The sequence below is a fragment of the Flavobacterium piscisymbiosum genome (assembly GCF_020905295.1).
Lineage (GTDB): Bacteria > Bacteroidota > Bacteroidia > Flavobacteriales > Flavobacteriaceae > Flavobacterium > Flavobacterium piscisymbiosum.
Window position 1 is genome coordinate 333,467 of sequence record NZ_JAJJMM010000001.1, and the last position, 20,813, is coordinate 354,279.

At 33.2% G+C, this 20,813-nt stretch carries 18 protein-coding genes; 11 read left to right on the top strand and 7 right to left on the bottom strand.

All coding sequences use genetic code 11. The features are described 5' to 3' along the window. The first annotated feature begins 144 nt into the window (after positions 1 to 144). Positions 145 to 1,104: a quinone oxidoreductase family protein gene (locus tag LNP81_RS01610; RefSeq protein WP_230032954.1), complete on the top strand. Its 960-nt coding sequence runs from the start codon at positions 145 to 147 to the stop codon at positions 1,102 to 1,104. 559 nt (positions 1,105 to 1,663) lie between these two features. On the opposite strand, the gene LNP81_RS01615 is transcribed toward LNP81_RS01610, so the two are convergent. Both LNP81_RS01615 and LNP81_RS01620 read right to left on the bottom strand, forming a co-directional pair. Beyond that, positions 1,664 to 2,755, bottom strand: a complete 1,092-nt coding sequence (locus LNP81_RS01615) for a DUF6630 family protein (RefSeq protein WP_230032956.1) — start codon at positions 2,753 to 2,755, stop codon at positions 1,664 to 1,666. A gap of 8 nt (positions 2,756 to 2,763) precedes the next feature. After that, a complete protein-coding gene (locus LNP81_RS01620) occupies positions 2,764 to 4,323 on the bottom strand; it encodes an NAD(P)/FAD-dependent oxidoreductase (RefSeq protein WP_230032958.1) in 1,560 nt (519 codons plus the stop codon). A 295-nt stretch (positions 4,324 to 4,618) separates the two neighbouring features. Here LNP81_RS01620 and LNP81_RS01625 point away from each other — a divergent pair, with 295 nt between their 5' ends. After that, entirely contained in the window at positions 4,619 to 4,858 is a 240-nt protein-coding gene (locus tag LNP81_RS01625) for a hypothetical protein (protein WP_230032960.1), read from the top strand. A gap of 67 nt (positions 4,859 to 4,925) precedes the next feature. On the opposite strand, the gene recQ is transcribed toward LNP81_RS01625, so the two are convergent. After that, positions 4,926 to 7,121: a DNA helicase RecQ gene (gene recQ, locus LNP81_RS01630; protein ID WP_230032961.1), complete on the bottom strand. Its 2,196-nt coding sequence runs from the start codon at positions 7,119 to 7,121 to the stop codon at positions 4,926 to 4,928. A gap of 86 nt (positions 7,122 to 7,207) precedes the next feature. Between recQ and LNP81_RS01635 the strand changes: the two genes are divergently transcribed. The 4 genes from LNP81_RS01635 to lptB all read left to right on the top strand — a co-directional run bounded on the left by LNP81_RS01635 (position 7,208) and on the right by lptB (position 10,162). Beyond that, positions 7,208 to 8,173 (top strand): KpsF/GutQ family sugar-phosphate isomerase, encoded by a 966-nt coding sequence (locus tag LNP81_RS01635; protein WP_230032962.1) that lies wholly within the window; start codon positions 7,208 to 7,210, stop codon positions 8,171 to 8,173. After that, complete coding sequence (gene tatC / locus LNP81_RS01640; protein WP_078005926.1) at positions 8,173 to 8,988, top strand: twin-arginine translocase subunit TatC; 816 nt, start codon at positions 8,173 to 8,175, stop codon at positions 8,986 to 8,988. The genes LNP81_RS01635 and tatC overlap by 1 nt, the downstream gene beginning before the upstream one ends. Continuing rightward, on the top strand, positions 8,981 to 9,334 hold the full coding sequence (locus LNP81_RS01645; RefSeq protein ID WP_065450930.1) for a carboxymuconolactone decarboxylase family protein: 354 nt from the start codon (positions 8,981 to 8,983) through the stop codon (positions 9,332 to 9,334). Before tatC ends, LNP81_RS01645 begins: the two co-directional genes overlap by 8 nt. Before the next feature lie 87 nt (positions 9,335 to 9,421). Next, entirely contained in the window at positions 9,422 to 10,162 is a 741-nt protein-coding gene (gene lptB, locus LNP81_RS01650; protein WP_029272155.1) for an LPS export ABC transporter ATP-binding protein, read from the top strand. A 72-nt stretch (positions 10,163 to 10,234) separates the two neighbouring features. Here the strand turns inward: lptB and LNP81_RS01655 are convergent, their stop codons facing one another. Continuing rightward, entirely contained in the window at positions 10,235 to 11,092 is an 858-nt protein-coding gene (locus LNP81_RS01655) for a glycoside hydrolase family 25 protein (RefSeq protein ID WP_230032963.1), read from the bottom strand. Positions 11,093 to 11,102: 10 nt separating this feature from the next. Further along, positions 11,103 to 11,819, bottom strand: coding sequence for a CDP-alcohol phosphatidyltransferase family protein (locus tag LNP81_RS01660; protein WP_230032964.1), 717 nt, complete (start codon positions 11,817 to 11,819; stop codon positions 11,103 to 11,105). A 240-nt stretch (positions 11,820 to 12,059) separates the two neighbouring features. Here LNP81_RS01660 and LNP81_RS01665 point away from each other — a divergent pair, with 240 nt between their 5' ends. From LNP81_RS01665 to LNP81_RS01685, 5 genes are all read left to right on the top strand, one after another. After that, complete coding sequence (locus LNP81_RS01665; protein ID WP_487318659.1) at positions 12,060 to 13,127, top strand: putative type IX sorting system protein PorV2; 1,068 nt, start codon at positions 12,060 to 12,062, stop codon at positions 13,125 to 13,127. Positions 13,128 to 13,207: 80 nt separating this feature from the next. Continuing rightward, positions 13,208 to 13,597 (top strand): hypothetical protein, encoded by a 390-nt coding sequence (locus LNP81_RS01670; RefSeq protein ID WP_230032965.1) that lies wholly within the window; start codon positions 13,208 to 13,210, stop codon positions 13,595 to 13,597. A 2-nt stretch (positions 13,598 to 13,599) separates the two neighbouring features. Beyond that, positions 13,600 to 16,137: a DUF4132 domain-containing protein gene (locus LNP81_RS01675; RefSeq protein WP_230032966.1), complete on the top strand. Its 2,538-nt coding sequence runs from the start codon at positions 13,600 to 13,602 to the stop codon at positions 16,135 to 16,137. Then, positions 16,137 to 16,853, top strand: coding sequence for a HesA/MoeB/ThiF family protein (locus LNP81_RS01680; RefSeq protein ID WP_230032968.1), 717 nt, complete (start codon positions 16,137 to 16,139; stop codon positions 16,851 to 16,853). The genes LNP81_RS01675 and LNP81_RS01680 overlap by 1 nt, the downstream gene beginning before the upstream one ends. An 11-nt stretch (positions 16,854 to 16,864) precedes the next feature. Continuing rightward, positions 16,865 to 18,001, top strand: coding sequence for a lipoprotein N-acyltransferase Lnb domain-containing protein (locus LNP81_RS01685; RefSeq protein ID WP_230032970.1), 1,137 nt, complete (start codon positions 16,865 to 16,867; stop codon positions 17,999 to 18,001). A gap of 1 nt (position 18,002) precedes the next feature. Here LNP81_RS01685 and LNP81_RS01690 read toward each other — a convergent pair whose 3' ends face one another. Together LNP81_RS01690 and LNP81_RS01695 are read right to left on the bottom strand one after the other, a co-directional pair. Beyond that, positions 18,003 to 19,397 (bottom strand): exopolysaccharide biosynthesis polyprenyl glycosylphosphotransferase, encoded by a 1,395-nt coding sequence (locus LNP81_RS01690; RefSeq protein WP_230032979.1) that lies wholly within the window; start codon positions 19,395 to 19,397, stop codon positions 18,003 to 18,005. 66 nt (positions 19,398 to 19,463) lie between these two features. Continuing rightward, complete coding sequence (locus LNP81_RS01695; protein WP_230032981.1) at positions 19,464 to 20,804, bottom strand: O-antigen ligase family protein; 1,341 nt, start codon at positions 20,802 to 20,804, stop codon at positions 19,464 to 19,466. Positions 20,805 to 20,813 lie beyond the last annotated feature (9 nt).

Sequence of the window (20,813 nt, forward strand, 5' to 3'; positions counted from 1 at the left end):
TTTCACAGATTATTTCAGGTTAAATTTAAAAAAAATCATTTAAATAATTTAATCTGTGGGAAAAAATCAAAACCTTGTTTCTCTTGGAACGAGGTTTTTTTATGTCGAATTTTACCGTACTTTGTATTTCTAAAAATGTAAAAAATGAAAGCACTTACCTTCTCCACTTTCGGGAATTCTGATGTTTTAGAATATATAGAAATTCCAAATCCTGAATTAAAAAACGATGAAATTTTAGTCGAGATGAAAGCCATCGGATTAAATTTTGCTGATGTTTACAGACGAAAAGGTAATTATCACCTGAAAGGAAATCCGCCTTTTATTGCCGGTTACGAAGGCGCCGGAATTGTTATCAATACCAACAATCATCCCGAATATAAAATAGGCGATCGTATAGCTTTCGCCGATGTTCCTTTTGCGAATGCAGAATTGGTTGCAGTAAATATCAATCATGTTCTCCCTCTGCCTGAAGCCATTTCTTTTGAAACTGCCGCTTCGATTTTATTACAAGGTTTAACAGCGCATTATTTAGCAACCGACAGTCATAAAACTGCGAAAGGCGAAACTGTTTTAATTCATGCTGTTGCAGGCGGAGTTGGGCAATTTTTAACTCAAATTAGCAAACTTTTAGGCGCGAATGTTATTGGCCTGACCTCATCTGCAGACAAGGCAAAAGTGGCTATCGAACAAGGTGCAGATCATGTTTTTCTATATAATAATGATTGGAAATCGGACATTTTTAAAACAATTGCAAAAGGTGTTGATGTAGTTTACGACAGTATTGGAAATACTTTAAAAGATAGTTTCGAAGTCACCAAAGAATGCGGACAGGTTGTTTTCTTTGGGATGGCCGGTGGAGATCCCGAGCCTGTAGACCCAAGAATGCTAATGGATACTTCAAAGACTTTAACCGGAGGCGATTTATGGAGTTATTTAAATTCTAAAGAAGAAAGAATCAAAAGATCCAGCCAATTATTCAACTGGATCATCGAAGGAAAAATCAAACTTTCAGAACCCACCTCTTTCAAATTATCCGAAGGCAAACTAGCCCACGATTATCTCGAAAGCCGAAAAAGCACCGGAAAAATAATATTGATTCCGTAATTTTTCGCCACGAATTATTTTTCACGCTGATTTATTTATATCTGGATTTAAAATCAATCTGCTGAAATAAATAATAATAATAATAATAATCTGGGCGTGCCACCAATAAAAAAAGGCGCTAACTATTGCAATCGCATAGTCGCCCCTTTTTTTATTGCTGTCGGGCTTTCACTGCTACTGCGGTAGCTTAGCTCTATCCCTCACGCATCATCAGTTTTCAGTGCAATCTTGTCATCCCGAGAAACGAGGGATCTCCGCAAGAAACTCCTCAAGCAAGGTTTTCAATCTTTGTCGAGCTACTAACGGAGATCCCTCGTTTCTCGGGATGACAAACTATACGAAAATATTGTTATGAAAATAATTGGCCTAGCCCCGATAGAAGTGGAAATCCTTTTTCTGGCTTCTTTAGCCAGGAAAAGATTGAAACGAATAGCGGGATTAGCTCCCTAAAAAAAGATTTACTTTTATCATACAAATGACATAAAATGAACATATAAAATCCGTTTTATCCGCGTACTTTCTTTTTCAAGATCCGTTTACGATAAAATTCAATCCAATTCTATAAACTATCCACCTCAATTTTCGTCAATTCAGACAATTGTAAAATTCGGGAAACATCATTTTTATTCGCCACAAAAAACAAATAATTATCTCCATGAGTATCATAACTCATCAATTCAAGACCTCTTTTCTCTAAAGCCGATTGAATGTAAGGAAACAAATCATGGCTATAGGTTTCTTCGGGATAATCGAAATTAAGATCTTCGCCAATCATTTCTGAAATAAAATATTCAGCATCTTCAGGATCAAATTTCCAGTCGCTGTTCCAGGCATCGATACTTTCAAAAAAGTCCCATTGTCCTTTCACGATATCATGATATTCTGTATGTCCTTTTTTAAAATTCTTTAAAAGTTTCTTCGATTGCTTTTGAACCAATTTTTCATCGACATCTCCTCTTGAAACCAATTTTATAAACTCTTCAAAAGTTTCCTGCGTAACTTCAACTTCTTCAGGTAATAAACTTTCTGCTGAAGGAAGCTCAATTTCTTTGGGTAATTCAATTTTTACATATTCGCATATTCCCTGCAAAACCTTCTCAAACTCTTTGAAACCTATTTTCTGAGTATCGTTTTTTGGATCCTTTATATCGATAGATTCCGTATCTAATATTCCTTTGGTGTAATCCAGAAAAAAACTATTATTATAGAGCATTCTAAAATCGTTAGTTTCTAAACTATTCGTACAACAAAAAAAGATAACGAAATTATGCAAAACATGTTTCAGGTACTTTTTAGCTTCCGGGGTTGGCTCTGTATAAAACTGAATATGAATATAATCGTATTCCAATTCCTGAAGCATCTGCTCTTCTGAAACTGGTCCTATATTAATCTTTTTATAGATTTCGTTTAAAACTTCGTAGGCATTTTTATAACCTGCCTTTTTAATTTCATTTTGGGCCTCTTCATAATTAAATGAACCGGGAAATGAATATAAATTCACTAAAACAGTATCATGAATTCCTTTTATCTTAAACTCCAGTTTATTATTCTCATTATACAAATAAGTATAAATAGCATCAACAACATCAAAAGAAACAATCGATTTTGGATCGTTATTTCGACCAAATAAATTAGAAAAGAAGTCTTTCATATTATATATTATTTTAAAGTTTCAGCAATCATCAAAGCGCATTTTTCGCCATCAATAGCTGCCGATATAATTCCGCCAGCATAACCTGCTCCTTCTCCGCAAGGATACAAACCTTTTATTTGTAAATGCTCATAAGTAATTGGATCTCTCGGAATTCGAACAGGTGATGAAGTTCTGCTTTCCGGTGCATGCAAAATAGCTTCATTGGTCAAATAACCACGCATCGATTTTCCGAATTCTTTAAATCCTTCGCGTAAAATCTGAGATAAAAATCCTGGAAATACCTGTCCCATTTCTACCGAAGTTGTTCCTGGTACATAAGATGTTTTCGGAATATCTGCCGAAACTTTATTTTGAGTAAAATCGACCATTCGCTGTGCCGGAACTTTCTGCGTTTCTCCTGCCAAATGCCAAGCTTTTTGCTCGATACTTTTTTGGAATTCCATTCCGGCCAAAGCACCAAATTTTGCAAAAGATTTAAAATCTTCCAATTTCAATTCGATTACAATTCCTGAATTTGCCGTAACCTGATCACGTTTAGATGGTGACCAGCCGTTTGTAACCACTTCGCCCGGACTTGTCGCGCAAGGCGCAATTACACCTCCAGGACACATACAAAAAGAGTACATTCCGCGGCCGTTTACTTGTTTTACAATAGAATACGGTGCGGGAGGCAAATGTTCGCCACGATAATCGCAACTGTATTGAATACTGTCAATTAATTCTTGTGAATGTTCTGCACGAACTCCCAAAGCAAAAGGTTTCGCTTCTATAAAAATTTTCTTTTTATCTAATAATTCAAAGATATCGCGCGCCGAATGTCCTGTTGCAAGGATCAATTTATTAGCCAGAATCTTTTCTCCGTTTTGAGTAACGATTCCTTCGACTTCATTATTTTTTACCAAAATATCGGTTACTCTGGTATCAAACAAAACCTGACCACCAAACTCGATGATTTTATTTCGAATATCTTCAATGATTTTAGGCAATTTATTTGTTCCGATATGCGGATGTGCTTCTACCAGAATATCTTCTGAAGCTCCAAAAGCTACCAAAAGTTCCAGAATTCTCGTAACATCGCCACGTTTTTTAGAACGTGTATATAACTTTCCGTCAGAATAAGTTCCTGCTCCACCTTCACCAAAACAATAATTAGAATCTTCGTTTACCAAATGATCTACGTTGATCGCTTTTAGATCACGTCTACGCCCTCGAACATCTTTTCCGCGTTCGATTACAATTGGCTTTAAGCCTAATTCTATTAATTGCAAAGCCGCAAAAAGCCCGGCTGGACCAGCGCCAACTACAATCACTTCCTGAGCCGAAGAAACGTCCTTATATATAGGTAGCTCTATTTTAGTTTCCTGAAAGGCTTCGCCTTGCAGATAGATAATCACTTTTAGGTTGATTTTTATCGCTTTTTGGCGCGCATCTATAGAGCGTTTTAAAATAGAAACATGTTGAATTTCCTTTGGAGAAACCTTTATTTGTTTAGACAAATAGTCTTTTAGCAACAATTCGTTTGCAGCTATTTCCGGCGTTACCTGAAGTAAAAGTTCTCTTGGCATTTTATTTTATTTATTCAATTAGCTTTTCTATTTATGAAAAGAACATGCAAAAATACTATTTTGAACTGACTTTATATAATTAACCGCGAAGTGCACTAAGTTTTATTTTTTAATCTCGCAAAGTCACGAAGACGCAAAGTTTTTTATTTTCTTTGCGACTCTGCGTCTCTATAGAAAAAAACTCAGTCCCGATAGCTATCGGGATAGTATCTCAGAACCTCAGTACCTTTTTTCAAAATAGACTTTGTACCTTTGCCTCTCTGTCCCGAAGCTTCGGGATTAAACCTAAAAAATAATGTCTAGAAAAATAAAATTGATTTGGGATTTCCGTGGACCTGCTGCTGCAAAAACAGCTGAACATCACGAAATTCACCTAAAAGAATATATCGCTATAGAAAAACTTCCGCTAAACATTACGGGTTTTAAAATTGTAAACGACATGCATGCTACCGCTTTTATGGTGGTAACTGATGAAAATATGATTCCCGTAAGAGATGCTTTGAAACCGCATCGTGGGGAAGTATTTGAAGAGTAATCAGTCGCAGTTTTCTGTCACAGTTTACAGTTCTGACTGAGACTGTAAACTGAGACTGTAAACTTTTTTAGTTCGCTACTTCACTAATAAACTTAATACGCATTAAACGTAATTCATCGATATCATAATCGCCATCGAATTCTTTAAGAGCGTCTTCGATTTTATCTGATTCTGATTCCATGAAATAATCGTGAATTTCTTCTTGCTGATCGTCGTCAAGCATATCATCAACCCAATATTTGATATTCAGTTTTGTACCTGCGTAAACAATCTGTTCCATTTCTTTGATCAAAGCATCCATCGAAAGTCCTTTTGCAGAAGCAATATCATTTAGGGATAATTTTCGATCTATATTCTGAATAATATATAATTTATTGGCTGAATTTACTCCGGTAGATTTTACCACTAAATCGTCTGGACGAATAATATCATTATCTTCTACATAACGATTTATCAGAGTTACGAAGTCGTTACCATATTTCTTGGCTTTTCCTTCTCCAACACCGTGAATGTTATATAACTCGGTTAAAGTAATTGGGTATTTTAAAGCCATATCCTCAAGAGAAGGATCCTGAAAAACCACAAACGGAGGAACTCCCAGTTTTTTCGCTACTTTTTTACGTAGTTCTCGCAACATTCCCATCAAGACTTCATCAGCAGTTCCTGATGATTTTGCTGCGGTAACGATTGCTTCATCTTCAGATTCATTGTATTCATGATCTTCAGACATCATAAATGAAACTGGCTTTTTAATAAAGTTCAAACCTTCTTTAGTGATTTTTACCACTCCGTAGGTTTCAATATCTTTAGATAAATATCCCGCTACAAGAACTTGTCGCAACAATGCCATCCAGTATTTCTCGTCATGGTCTGATCCTGAACCAAAAAAGGATTGCGTATCTGTTTTATGCGCTTTAATTACAGCATTAACTCTACCTATTAAAGTAAAGACAATTTCTTTAGACTTATATATATGTTTGGTATCGCGAACAATTTCAAGCAATTTAACCGCCTGATCTTTTGCTTCAACTTTAGTTTTAGGATTACGAACGTTGTCATCCATATCTGCACCTTCACCGGTTTCGCTGTCAAACTCTTCACCAAAATAGTGCAATAAGAATTTTCTGCGCGACATCGAGGTTTCGGCGTAAGCCACAACTTCCTGCAATAAAGCAAAACCTATTTCTTGTTCGGCAACTGGTTTCCCGGACATAAATTTTTCCAGCTTTTCTACATCTTTATAAGAGTAATAAGCAAGACAATGTCCTTCGCCTCCATCACGGCCGGCACGACCCGTTTCCTGATAGTAACTTTCGAGTGATTTTGGAATATCATGATGAATTACAAAACGAACGTCTGGTTTATCAATTCCCATCCCGAAGGCAATTGTTGCTACAACCACATCTACATCCTCCATCAAAAACATATCCTGATGTTTGGCTCGTGTTTTAGCATCTAAACCTGCGTGATAAGGAACCGCACTGATTCCGTTTACTTGTAAAACTTCGGCAATCGATTCGACTTTTTTACGGCTTAAGCAGTAAATAATTCCGGATTTGCCTTTATGTTGTTTGATAAACCGAATAATATCCGATTCTATATTTTTAGTTTTTGTACGAACTTCGTAATATAAGTTTGGTCTGTTGAATGACGCTTTAAAAGTATTTGCATCAGACATGTCCAGGTTTTTAAGGATATCTTCCTGAACTTTTGGGGTTGCAGTTGCTGTAAGTCCAATAATAGGTACTTGCCCCAATTGCTTGATTATATTTTTCAGATTTCTGTATTCAGGCCTAAAATCATGACCCCATTCTGAAATACAATGCGCCTCATCAATAGCCACAAACGAAATGGGCACACTTTGTAAAAAAGCCACATATTCTTCTTTTGTTAAAGATTCCGGTGCCACATACAAAAGTTTGGTCAAACCAGAAGTAATGTCTTTTTTCACTTGTGCGATTTCTGTTTTGGTAAGAGAGGAATTTAACACATGCGCAATTCCGTTTTCTGAAGAAAGGCTTCGAATCGCATCAACCTGATTTTTCATCAAAGCAATTAAAGGAGAAACAACAATAGCTGTTCCGTCCTGAATTAAAGCGGGTAATTGATAACAAAGAGACTTTCCTCCGCCAGTAGGCATAATTACAAAAGTATTCGTTTTACCTAAAATACTTGTAATGACTTGCTCCTGCAAGCCCTTAAATTGGCTAAAGCCGAAATACTTCTTTAATTCCTTGTGTATTTCAATTTCGTTTGAATTCATTCTTTATATTAATGGTATTTTGTATAAATTTGCAACACATAAAGATACAACTTTCTTTTATACATACAAATTTAAAATATCCTGTTTTGATTACAAAAGAAAATATATTGGCGATTGCCAAGAAAACCATACTCTCTGAAAGTGAAGCAATTACAAAATTAATTGATTTTTTAGACGAAAATTTTTACGAAGCTGTCCAACGTATTTATGAAACCAAAGGTCGTTTGATCGTTACGGGCATCGGAAAAAGCGCCATCATCGCTCAAAAAATGGTAGCCACTTTTAACTCTACCGGAACACCATCTATGTTTTTACATGCCTCTGAAGCCATTCATGGTGATTTAGGGATGATACAAAACGAAGACATCATTATTTGCATCTCAAAAAGCGGAAATAGTCCTGAAATTAAAGTTTTGGTTCCGTTATTAAAACGCTTTGGAAATACTTTGATTGCCATAACAGGAAATGTAACTTCGTTTTTAGCAAAAGGTTCTGACTATGTTTTGAACACAACCGTTGAAATGGAAGCTTGCCCAATAAATTTAGCGCCAACAAACAGTACCACAGCACAACTTGTTATGGGCGATGCTCTTGCAGTTTGTCTGATGGAAATGCGCGATTTTAAACCTGAAGATTTTGCTGTATATCACCCAGGCGGAGCTTTAGGTAAAAAATTATTGCTTCGCGTAAAAGATATGATTGAACATTCGTTAAAACCAATGGTTACGCCGGATACATCAGTTAAAAAAGTTATTTTTGAGATCTCTGAAAAACGATTGGGCGTTACAGCGGTAATCGAAGATGATAAAATAATTGGAATTATTACCGATGGAGACATCCGAAGAATGCTAAATGACGTAGATACTATAGCTGACTTAACTGCAAGAGATATTATGTCAAAAAATCCTAAATCAGTATCTTCAGAAACTATGGCAGTTGATGCTTTAAATATTTTAGAAGATTTTTCGATTACGCAGCTTATTGTTGCAGACAATGGTGAGTACAAAGGAGTATTACATTTACATGACATTTTAAAAGAAGGAATCGTATAATGGCAAAAAAGAACCTTGGCGAGATGTCATTTTTAGACCATCTTGAAGAACTTAGATGGTTATTAGTGAGAAGCACAATTGCAATATGCATTATGGCTTTTTTTACTTATTTTATAAGTGATTATTTATTTGATCAGATTATTTTAGGACCTATCAGGCCTACATTTTTTACATATGTGTGGTTTTGCGATTTATCCCATGCATTGGGTTTCGCCGATAGCATTTGTATTACCGAACTGAATTTCATTATTCAGAATACAGAAATGGAAGGACAAGTAAACATTTTTGTATGGATGTGTCTTTTAGCCGGTTTCATACTTAGTTTTCCTTTTATTTTATGGGAACTTTGGAAATTTATCAGTCCTGCATTATACGAGAAAGAAAGAAAAAATGCCAAAGTATTTATTTTCACTTCTTCATTGCTTTTCTTTTTGGGAGTATTGTTCGGGTATTTTGTTGTAATACCAATGTCTGTGAATTTCGTTGCCACTTTCTCTGTGAGTGATGTTGTAAAAAACCAATTTACATTAGATTCTTATATGGGAATGGTAAAAACAAGTATTCTTGCGAGCGGATTGTTTTTTGAATTGCCTATCATTATATATTTCCTTACTAAATTAGGTTTAGTAACTCCTGATTTCTTAAGAAAATATTGGAAATATGCCGTTGTAATTATTTTAATTGTAGCTGCAATTGTAACCCCTCCAGACGTAGTAAGCCAGACTATTGTAGCAATACCAATGCTGATTATTTACGAAGTGAGTATCCTTATTTCACGGATTGTTTATAAAAATAAATTGAAAGAAAATGTCTGATATCGTACAAGAATTTAACGACTATCGTTCTAAAATGAACGAAAAATTACTCGCTGATAACAACAAAATTGTAAAGCGTATTTTTAACCTTGACACGAATGCATATGCAGCCGGAGCCCTTGATGTAAAAACAAAAGAGCTTTTAGGATTAGTAGCTTCGGCAGTTTTACGTTGTGATGATTGTGTAAAATATCACTTAGAAACAAGCCATAAAGAAGGAGTTACTAAAGAAGAAATGATGGAAGCAATGGGAATCGCAACTCTGGTTGGAGGAACAATTGTAGTACCTCATTTAAGAAGAGCTTACGAATTTTGGGAAGCTTTAGAGGAAGCCGAAACTAAATAATTGTTAATACGTTTATTTGCTGAATCGTTTATTCGTTAATTTGTACCGAATAAACGATTCTAACGTTTAAACGATTAAACTTTAAAAATGAAATTAAGAGCTGATAATTTAATCAAAACCTATAAAGGTCGTAGCGTAGTAAAAGGAATTTCTGTTGAAGTAAACCAAGGAGAAATCGTTGGACTTTTAGGACCAAATGGTGCAGGAAAAACAACTTCTTTCTACATGATTGTAGGATTGGTAAAACCAAATCAGGGTAACATTTACCTCGATGATTTGAATATTACCGATTATCCGATGTACAAACGCGCTCAACAAGGAATTGGCTATTTGGCACAAGAAGCTTCTGTTTTTAGAAAATTAAGTATTGAAGACAATATTTTAAGTGTTTTGCAATTGACGAAACTTTCTAAAGAAGAACAAATTGCAAAAATGGAAAGCTTAATCGAAGAATTTAGCTTGGAACATATTCGTACCAACCGTGGAGATTTACTTTCGGGAGGAGAGCGTCGTCGTACAGAAATTGCACGTGCTCTGGCAACAGACCCAAAATTTATTTTACTCGATGAACCTTTTGCAGGAGTTGACCCCGTTGCGGTTGAGGACATTCAAAGAATTGTTGCCCAGTTAAAAAATAAAAATATCGGAATCTTAATTACGGATCACAACGTTCAGGAAACATTAGCGATTACTGATAAAACCTACTTAATGTTTGAAGGTGGAATTTTGAAAGCCGGCGTTCCGGAAGAACTAGTAGAGGACGAAATGGTTCGTCGTGTTTACTTAGGTCAAAACTTCGAACTTCGTAAAAAGAAACTTGAATTTTAAGAAAGTATACAGTTTACAGTCGCAGTTTTAAGTTTACAGTTATTTACTGAGACTGAAACCGCGACTGAAAACTTATTCGACGGTTATAAACTGCAATTGTTGTAAATCTCCGTTATAAATATTCACATCTACCCGATGTTTGATTCCAGGCAGAGATGCTTTTTCTGTAAATTGCCAAAAAAGCCAATCGTCTTCGATTTTTTCTCTATAGAAATTGTAATTGGCTATCCAAAATAAATATTCTCCGAATTCTTCTTTTAGAAAATCACCATAATAACGTTCGCCGGTATAAATAATTGGGCGTACCTGATAATGCGCTTCTACTTTATTTAACCAACGTTTTAAGCCTTTTTTTAAGCTATCCAAAGGTTGGTTTTTAGGCAATCTTTCGATATCCAAAACTGGTGGCAAATCACCTTTTTGCAATTTTACTGTTTTAATAAAAAGATTTGCCTGCTCGATAGAGTTTTCATTTGGGCGATAATAATGGTAAGCTCCACGTATAATTTTATGCTCTTTTGCTCCTTCCCAATTTTTTTTAAACTGTCTGTCAACTCTGTCATTGCCTGCAGTTGCACGAACAAAAACAAATTGTACAGGATATTTTTCTTCTAAAACTTCAACTTCATCCCATTGTATTTTTCCCTGAAATTCAGATACGTCAATTCCTATTACTTTTCCTTTATGATTTTCGAGTACCTTAATATTTCTAACATCCGAAAGATGTTTGTCAACAGCATCTTCATCTAAAACTTTGTTTGATTTAAAGCCAAGATAATATGCCAGTCCATCACGATAATGATAAACTGCAAAAAAGAAAAGTAATACAAAAAAAGAATAAATAATGAAGCGAATTGCTCTTGCAAAAATCGATTTTTGAGGTTTCGTTTTTCGTGAATAAGAGTTTCGTCTTGTCGTTTTTCTTGCCATTAAAATGAAACTACTTTTTCAAAAACACATTATTAACAACTGATAATAACACATAAAAAATGATAATTAACGGAATTGCCATGTATTGAAGCACTATTACTAAAAGTAAAGAAATCAACAAGAAAACGATTTGAAGCACATTATCCTTTACTGTAAACTTTTTAATTTTTAAAGCAAAAAGAGGGATTTCAGCATTTAAAATATATGCACTACATAGCGATATTAAAAGTAAAACCCAGTGATTGCTCAAAATTTCGAATACTATTAAAGAATCTGAATATTCTAAAACTAAAGGAAGACTTAAAATAAACAGCGCATTTGCAGGTGTTGGCAAACCAATAAAAGAATCTGTCTGACGCGTATCGATATTAAAATTTGCCAAACGATAGCAAGAACCTAACGTTACAATAAATCCTAAGAAAGGAATAAAAACCGACCCAATAACTTCATGAGGATTTGCACTTTTTAAAAACATAGAATACATTACATATCCTGGCACAACTCCACTGGTAACCATATCTGCCAAAGAATCTAATTGCAAACCAAGCGGACTTGAAACTTTAAATAATCTGGCAAAAAAACCATCAAAAAAATCGAAAAAGATTCCTAAACAAACCATATAAAAAGCCATTAAATAATCGTCTTGCGAAACGAAAACAACGGCGATACAACCACAAAATAAATTGATTAATGTGATTAAATTAGGAATGTGCTTTTTGATATTCATGATTTATAATTTTTGATAATTGCAACCACAAATTTCGCATAATAAGTGACAATTTATACTATTAGTATAAAAAATTTATATCAATCTTTTAAAAAAGTAAATGGGAAGTTTAGTTTCTAAAGTTTTTTTTATTTAAAATCCATCTTTTATAATATTTCTCAAAAGGAATAAATTTGCTGAGTAAAATATTATATTTTTGGTAAAAATTAAAACAGACTCCGGTTTGCTAAAATATATCCGTTGAAGAAAATCTTTGTGCTTTTATTATCTTGGAGTTGTACGTTGCAGTATGCGCAAACCGTTCGAAAGTATTCGAATGAATTTATGAATATTGGTGTCGACGCAGCAGCTCTGGGAATGTCAAGCGCAGTAACAGCTTCTACAAATGATGTAAACTCGGTTTATTGGAATCCGGCTGGTTTAACCAATCTTGAAGATCATCAAATTTCATTGATGCACGCCAATTATTTCGCAAATATTGCACAATACGATTATATAGGTTATGCAAGCCCAATTGATGACCGGAGTGCATGGGGAATTTCGATGATTCGTTTTGGTGTCGATGATATTATGGATACCACTCAGTTAATCGACAATCAGGGAAATATTGATTATAACAGAATTCGGTTGTTCTCGACTGCTGATTATGGTTTTACTTTTTCGTATGCCAGAAAATTGCCTGTTGACGGATTTCAATATGGAGTAAATGCAAAAATTATTCGACGAATTATCGGGAAATTTGCGAATTCATGGGGGTTTGGTTTTGATGTTGGACTTCAGTTTGAACGCAATAACTGGAAATTCGGTTTAATGCTTCGCGATATTACAACAACTTATAATGTCTGGAATATTGATGAAGAAGAATATGCGAAAATTGCCAATGCGATTCCGGGAGAAAATAATGAACTACCTGAAAGTACCGAAATTACTTTGCCAAAAGCACAATTGGGAGTTTCGAAAACGTTCGATTTTCATAATGACTATAGCCTTTTGGTTGCCACTAACCTGAATATGCGTTTTGAACAAACGAATGATATTATTTCATCTAAAATAGTAAGTATTGATCCTGCTCTAGGATTCGAATTTGGATACACCGATCTTGTATTTTTGCGAGCGGGAGCTGGAAATTTTCAGAATGTGACACAATTAGACAATACTGAGAAATTGAACTTTCAACCAAATATTGGTCTGGGTTTTAAATACAAAGGCGTTCAGATTGATTATGCCTTGACAGACTTAGGAAACCAAAGCACTGCTTTGTACTCAAATATTTTTTCTTTAAAAGTAGATTTAGGTATCTTTAGATAAAATTTACTTTTTTATCAAATTCAACATAAAAATCATTTCTTTAACTATCTTTATATTCTTACAAAAAAAACACGATTATAATGATTATAACTATTAAAGACGAAACCTTTGCAGGAAAGGTTTTAAACGAATTAAATTTGAACTTCAAGTCTGAGTCAGCAACTATAAAAGATATTATAGAACAGAGGGTTTCGCAAGAGGTAGAAAACTATAACCAAAAACTGAGCGGTTTTTTTAATGGATTAATCGAACCCAATGACGCCGAAAAAACATTAAACGGCTATAAATTAAAACCTAAAAAAACCATCGACGCCGAAAAGCAGATTTACATTGCACTAGATGCCTTCTTAAAAAACGGTTATTTTATTTTGGTAGATAATCTTCAAGCCGAAAGTTTAGAACAAGAAATTACTCTTACAAAAAACACTACCATTAGTTTTGTAAAATTAACACCTTTAATTGGCGGATAATTATGAGCTTTTTAGATAAAATAAAAAACATAATAAACAAAAAAAGTGAAGTTGATCCTAATGAAGATTTGTTTTGGAAACTAATCACTGATATTGCAAAAAATAATCAAACTTATTATTCTGTAGATTTTAAAAAATTATCTACTTATCAGGAAATTTTAAAATTTAATGATAAGCAAAAAGTAGAAATAATATTATTTTTAATCGAAAAAAAGCATCAACATGAAAAATTTTTAAAAGCAGAACTTCGTTTAACTCATATCATAAACGATATAATTACTTCTTTAGTAAAAGAAAAGATATCTTATGACGAAATGGATATTTATAATATTATAACTGCCTTTATTACCCACAAAAACAAAGATGGAGAATTACCTGCTTTTATTTTTTGGCCAGTAAATCAATTTGTTACTAAAGTAGCTTCGCAATACAAAGGAAAAGAACTGAATTATATTTTAAAAACAGTTCTTGAGGATTTAAAAAACGATTCAAATCTTATTAACGCACAATATTATGATAAAGCGAAATTTAAAATCATTGAAAAAATAGATTCTTTATTATTTGAATCCGAAAATGGATCTGACTCTGTAAAACCAGTTCTTTTTTTTGAAAGTGATGTACTTTCAGATTATGCCAATTTACAAATAGAGAATCTGCCTAAAGAGGAAAAAATCTTATGGTATAAAATATTGACCGAAGCAAGAAAAGCTACAGGAGCCAAACCATCTGATAAATTTCTAAAAGAAACCAAAAACATTCTGGAGCAGCTTAGTATTGAAAAATTCAAACAATTATTAAATGAATGGATGACTGTAACAATACAGTCCAAAGATGAAATTCCAGAACAAGAATATTTTGTAGGTACATTTGCCCTTTCGCTTCAAAATACAGATATGCTAAAAGGCTTAGTCTGGATGTGTTCTCATTTTAATGACAGCCAAACGATTTACAAAATTTCAAAATTAGCTGAACGTTGTTATCAAAAAATACCAAATAAAGGTCCCGCTGCGGCTGGTTTAGGAAACGCGTGTTTATTTACACTTTATAAAACAGAAGGGCTCGAAGGAATAAGTCAGTTATCACGTTTAAAATTAAGAATCAAACAAAATAATACTCAGACTTTAATTGAAAAGTATCTGTACCAAGCAGCAGAAGAACAAGGTATTTCGATTTATGAAATCGAAGATTTAGCTGCCGACGATTTTGATTTATCAGATGGAAAAAGAACCTGGCTATTTGATGACTACAAAGCTGAAATATCTCTTTTGAATATTGGAAAAGTAGAAACAAAATGGATTAAGCCAGATGAAAATCTACAAAAAACTGTTCCAACTTTTGTTAAAGAAAAATTTGGAGCAGAATTTACTGCACTTAAAAATATAGTAAAACAAGTTGAACAAAATAGTTCTTCGCAACGAGACAGAATAGACAGAATGTTTCGATCAGGAAGAAAAATGCCCTGGCAGCATTTTGATACTTACTACTTGTCTCACGGATTAATTTCTTTTATTGCTAAAAAAATAATCTGGATTATTACTGAAAATGACACTTCCGTTTCGGCAATTTGGATCGATAATAGTTGGAGAAATTCTGCAAATGAAGTTCTTAATCCTTCTAAAAACTCTTTTGTTTCTCTATGGCATCCTTCTCTTGAAACAATAAAAGATGTATCAGATTGGAGAAATTTTTTAATCGAAAATAAAATCCAACAACCTATAAAACAAGCATTCCGTGAAGTTTATCTTTTAACGGAAGCCGAAATCAATACCAAAAATTACAGTAACCGAATGGCAGCCCATATATTAAAACAACATCAATTTAATATATTGGCAAAAACAAGAGGTTGGAAATATTCATTGATGGGAAGTTATGATGATGGCAGAGAGAATGAGTCTGCCGAAATCATATTAAAAGAGCATAACTTAAGAGCCGAATTCTGGGTTAGCGAAGTAAATGCTGACAATCAGTTTAACGATGCAGGAATTTGGAATTATGTTGCTACAGATCAGGTTCGGTTTGAAAACTTAGCAAATAATGAACCTGTAGATTTAATAAATGTCCCTGCCCAGGTTTTTTCTGAAATAATGAGAGATGTCGATCTTTTTGTTGGGGTCGCAAGTGTGGGCAATGATCCTACATGGCAAGATACCGGTGGAGTTCCTGCCTACAGAGATTACTGGCAGTCCTACTCTTTTGGAGATCTCTCTGAAGTGGCAAAAATGAGAAAAGACATTTTGACTAATTTAGTTCCTAGATTGAAAATCAATAAAATTGCCGAAGTAAAAGATAAATTTCTGGTTGTACAAGGAAAGCTGCGAACCTATAAAATTCATATTGGCAGTACTAATATTTTGATGGAACCTAATGATCAATATTTATGTATTGTACCTGACAGAAGTGCTAAAAATCATACCGATAATTTGTTTTTACCTTTTGAAGGGGATAGCGGATTGTCTATTATTTTATCAAAAGCATTTTTATTAGCTGATGATGACAAAATAACGGATAGCACTATAACATCTCAAATTAACCAAAAGTAGTGTCTAGATATTTACAACAAATTACTGTTTCTGAAATAGGTAAAAAAGGCCAGAACAAGCTCAAAAACACAAAAGTACTAATAATTGGTGCAGGAGGCTTAGGAACCCCTGTCGCTACACTATTGGGAACTATGGGAGTTGGAGTAATTGGAATTGCAGATGGAGATAGCATTAGCAAAAGTAATCTTCATAGACAATTTTTATATTATGAAACAGAAATAGGACTTTTAAAAACTGATGTTATAATTTCAAAACTAAGCAAACAAAATCCGGAAACAGAATTTGTGAATTTTCCCTACTTTATTACAGAGAAAAACATTCAAAAAACTTTTACTAACTTTGACATTATTTGTGATTGTACAGATAATGGACAAAGTAGAATCCTTATCAATAATTTTTGTCAAGAGAACCATCTACCATTAGTATATGCAGCTGTAAAAGACTGGGAAGGATACGTTTCGATTTTACATCATAAAAACAAAATTAATTTAGAAGATATATTTAGCGAAAAATCACTTCTTGAAAGCAATACTTCCAGTTGCGAAGTAGCTGGGATTATAAATACAACCTGTACTATTGCCGGAAGCATTCAAGCTAATGAAGTTTTAAAAATAATATTAGATTTAGATGAACAACTTGATGGACAAATTATGTGTTTTAATACTTTAAATATGATTTTTAAAAAGTATAATATTTTAGGCTCTAAGACCAATTAAAGAATAAACTCATGAAAAAATCTATATTTCAAAAAACACTTTTTATTTTACTATTATTACTAAGTTTTATTGGGTTTAGTCAAAATTTATCTTTATCGAAAGATGCTAAAATAAGCGTCCTCACTTGCGGATTAGGTAATGAAACCTATTCTTATTTTGGACATACCGCAATACGAGTTGCTGACCCTGGAAATAATATTGATGTTGTGTATAATTACGGTGCCTTTGATTTTAGAACGCCAAACTTTGTTGCGAAATTTGCAAAAGGAGATTTACAATATTTTGTAATTGTACATTCGTTTCCGGAGTTTATTGAAGAATATAATAATGAGAAAAGAAGTGTATTCGAACAAGAACTTCTTATTGCTCAGGACGCAAAACAAAGGCTTTTTGATAATTTAAATACCACATTAGCTTCTGAAGATCGTTTTTACACTTATAAATTTATTGATAAAAACTGTACATCAATGGTAGTGGATATCATCAATAAAAGTTTGAATGGTACTGTTATTACAAAAAAAGGAGATAAAGATATCACTTATAGATCTATTTTATTCCCATACTTCAATGGTCATTTTTATGATCAATTAGGAACAAGTATCATTTTTGGAACAAAAGTAGATCAATTGGGAACTAAAATATTTTTGCCTTTTGAATTGAAAAATAGTTTAGAGAAAACTACTTATCAGAACCAATCATTAGCTGCTAAAAGTAACACTCTACTTAGCTTTGAAAAAGAAACCCCGAGTTCATGGTGGAACAACGTTTATACTTATCTTTTTATACTTGCCTTTATAGTTTTGGCACATAATAAAATAGTGGATAAAATCTATCTTTTAATTTTAACTTTAATAGGAACCTTTTTTGTTTTTATGGGATTTTATTCATTTCACCACGAACTGGCGATGAATTATAATGTGCTTTTATTTAGCCCATTATTATTGATTTTACTTCTTTTTTCAGTTATCAAAAACAAAAGATGGACGTATCGATTTGCAGTTCTGCATCTATTGTTTTTAATCGTTTATGCTATTTTCATGATCAACAAAGCACATTTCCTGATTGTTTTACCAATGATTATTACAAGCGGGTTTGTTTTAGTGAGAATTGCTATTCGAAATAAAAAACGTATTCCGATTATTATCTAAATTATTGTCCGCGATAGAATAAAACTGTTGTGATTGTTTTGAAAGTAATACTTAAATCAAGAAATATACTTCGATGTTTTATGTAGTATAAATCATACTGCAGTTTTACCAAACTTTCTTCGATAGATTCTCCGTAAGAATAGTTTACCTGAGCCCAGCCTGTAAGTCCTGGCTTTATAACATGTCTTGTTTCGTAAAAAGGCATTACACGTGCTATTTCTTCAACAAAAAATGGTCGTTCTGGTCTTGGGCCAATAACAGCCATATCGCCTTTTAAAACATTGAAAAACTGAGGTAATTCGTCTATTCTGGATTTACGCATCATTTTGCCAAATGGAGTTATACGTCTGTCGTTTGAAGTTGCAAAAGCAACTCCATTCGATTCAGAGTTTTCAACCATTGTTCTAAACTTATAAATTTCAAAAACAACACCATTTTTACCAACGCGTTCTTGAGTGTAAAACAATGTTCCTTTGTTTGCAAAAAGGTTTACAATAAAAATTATAGGGATAAAAACAATACAAAGTAACAAACCAATAAAAGAAAACAGAAACTCCATAAAGCGAACCAAAGACAAATAAAGCCTATTTGTGTTACTTCTGCTAAAAGGGAAAAACCTGTAAAAATCCCTTGCTATATAATGTACCGGAATACGCTGTGTTTTACTTTCATAAACCTGAGTGTATTCCCGGATGACATTCCCAGATTCTAGTAAGTGAAGTAATTGCTGGTATAGATCAGCTGTAATTCCGTCTGTTTTTTGAGAAGCAATTACAATTTCGGAAATTTGATTTTTAAATACGAAATCTTCTAAGTCTTTCTTTTTAATTTCTTTTACATAGTGAAAATTTGAATTTTCCTCTGATATAGAATCTGAATTTACAAAGCCAACAATTTTATAGTGAGGGTCGACATTCTCTAATCCTAAAACCAATTCTTCAACCTGATTTTGATCGCATATTAAAACTACACTTTGAGAAAATCGCTGTGATGCCAGGAAATAAACATAAAACAAACGCCATAATAAAAGTGTTCCTATTATAGTAAAATAGAAGATAAATATAATTAAACGCTGCTTTGGCAATTCTGGAGATAATACAGGCGTAAATAAATAAGCCACACTAGAAGCAGTTCCAGTAAATATTACACTCTGAAGAATTTGCAATTGATTACTTGCTACCTGCAAATTATACATTTCGAATATTAATCCGAAAACGTATACATAACTCAGAAGTAAAACAAAGCTTACAAAATTACTTGTATCAAATACAAAGTAATTATAATCAAATATCAGGCTTAATATGTATAATGCCGATAAAATAAAAACAGCATCAAAGAAAAGAAGTAATATTCTTCTTTCCGAAATTTCGAAATGCATTTTAGTAGTAGAGAACATTTATTCAGTTTGTTAGGGGCTTAAACTTGAGGCAAATGTATTATAAAAAAACAGATATTAGTCTACCTAATTCTCTGCTTTTTCAGGAATTTTAACCTGAACCAAAAGAAGCGATAATGCATATACAAAAGCTGGTGCAGCCGTTCGCATTGCAGCATGATTTATTGTTAAAAGCCAAAAAACAAAAAAAGACAAAAAATATAAATGCTGTCTATTATTTATATAAAGAACAAAAGGAGTTATAATAAGTATCAAGAGACCAAAAACACCAAATAAACCATGTTCACTAAGCATGCGAGTAATCTCATTATGTGAAGCTACCTCTTCTCCAAATGCTTCTTTTCTAATTTGTTTTCCCATTCCTGCTCCAACACCCAAAAGAGGATTTTCTAAAAAAAGCGTGACCTCTTCATTCATAATTTGTTCTCTACCTCCTAATTTATCTTTCTTCTCTCTCCCACGAGCATCCTGATTTGCATATCTTTTTTCGATAAGACCTCTAGTTTGAAAAGAAGAATACGTCCATACTCCAACTGCCATTAAACCTGTCAGAATAAAAACCAAAACAAACTTACTTTTCCCTTTTGCATTAGAAAATCTATACAACAAAAACAACAGACAAACAATCATAACGACTGCTGTTATAATTCCTCCTCTTGAAAAAGTAACAATACCTCTGTAAGTTATAAAGAGTAGTAAAAAGCTATTTATAACAATTGTCATTTTTGATTTTGAGAACAGTACTAATTGTGTAAAAAGAACAAACATACCTAAACCTAATGCAGTTGAAACCTGATTAGGTCCAAATCCTCCTGAAGTTTCGAAATTAGATTGTGTTCCTGTCACTACATCTCTGACACTAGGATTGAATAAAAATAAATATACTGTCGTACTCAGTATTGGCAAAGCCATTGCTACCAGTATATTCTGTAACTCCGAAAATAAAATCCTTCTTTTGAACATGTAGATAGAAGATATCGCCAAACAGACAGGTCCTGATAAATTAAAAACTAATGATTTTTTAACATCTATCGAAGGGTTAAAAATTGTAGCTGTAATTAAAATCCCCGGGATTAATAAAATCAGAAAGAACCAATATAGAAATGCATTTGTCGAAAAATTACTATATATCATGCCTAAAAGCATGAAAAAAATAACATTAACTTTTATAAATTCATTATTAAAATTACCTCCTGTCATACGTAAAAAAACCTCCACGCCAACTAAATAAGCGGCGATATAAAGTACTTCGTTATTTGCATTTTTTGTTCTATAAACAATAAAAAAACCAGCAATTGGAATAAAAAGTGCATATAATTTCGACAAAAGAGGTATTGCAAAAACAGCCAAAGCAATTACTGCATGAAGTACAAGCAGAAAGCTATAGGATAATTTTGTATTTTTCATCTTCATCTA

What these genes read in the sequence shown, in the direction of transcription:
- tatC (WP_078005926.1), top strand. Translation starts at nt 8,173, where the DNA reads ATGGCAAAAAAGAACCTTGGCGAGATGTCATTTTTAGACCATCTTGAA.
- LNP81_RS01695 (WP_230032981.1), bottom strand. Translation starts at nt 20,804, where the DNA reads ATGAAAAATACAAAATTATCCTATAGCTTTCTGCTTGTACTTCATGCA.
- lptB (WP_029272155.1), top strand. Translation starts at nt 9,422, where the DNA reads ATGAAATTAAGAGCTGATAATTTAATCAAAACCTATAAAGGTCGTAGC.
- LNP81_RS01645 (WP_065450930.1), top strand. Translation starts at nt 8,981, where the DNA reads ATGTCTGATATCGTACAAGAATTTAACGACTATCGTTCTAAAATGAAC.
- LNP81_RS01685 (WP_230032970.1), top strand. Translation starts at nt 16,865, where the DNA reads ATGAAAAAATCTATATTTCAAAAAACACTTTTTATTTTACTATTATTA.
- recQ (WP_230032961.1), bottom strand. Translation starts at nt 7,121, where the DNA reads ATGAATTCAAACGAAATTGAAATACACAAGGAATTAAAGAAGTATTTC.
- LNP81_RS01625 (WP_230032960.1), top strand. Translation starts at nt 4,619, where the DNA reads ATGTCTAGAAAAATAAAATTGATTTGGGATTTCCGTGGACCTGCTGCT.
- LNP81_RS01690 (WP_230032979.1), bottom strand. Translation starts at nt 19,397, where the DNA reads ATGTTCTCTACTACTAAAATGCATTTCGAAATTTCGGAAAGAAGAATA.
- LNP81_RS01615 (WP_230032956.1), bottom strand. Translation starts at nt 2,755, where the DNA reads ATGAAAGACTTCTTTTCTAATTTATTTGGTCGAAATAACGATCCAAAA.
- LNP81_RS01675 (WP_230032966.1), top strand. Translation starts at nt 13,600, where the DNA reads ATGAGCTTTTTAGATAAAATAAAAAACATAATAAACAAAAAAAGTGAA.
- LNP81_RS01655 (WP_230032963.1), bottom strand. Translation starts at nt 11,092, where the DNA reads ATGGCAAGAAAAACGACAAGACGAAACTCTTATTCACGAAAAACGAAA.
- LNP81_RS01670 (WP_230032965.1), top strand. Translation starts at nt 13,208, where the DNA reads ATGATTATAACTATTAAAGACGAAACCTTTGCAGGAAAGGTTTTAAAC.
- LNP81_RS01610 (WP_230032954.1), top strand. Translation starts at nt 145, where the DNA reads ATGAAAGCACTTACCTTCTCCACTTTCGGGAATTCTGATGTTTTAGAA.
- LNP81_RS01660 (WP_230032964.1), bottom strand. Translation starts at nt 11,819, where the DNA reads ATGAATATCAAAAAGCACATTCCTAATTTAATCACATTAATCAATTTA.
- LNP81_RS01620 (WP_230032958.1), bottom strand. Translation starts at nt 4,323, where the DNA reads ATGCCAAGAGAACTTTTACTTCAGGTAACGCCGGAAATAGCTGCAAAC.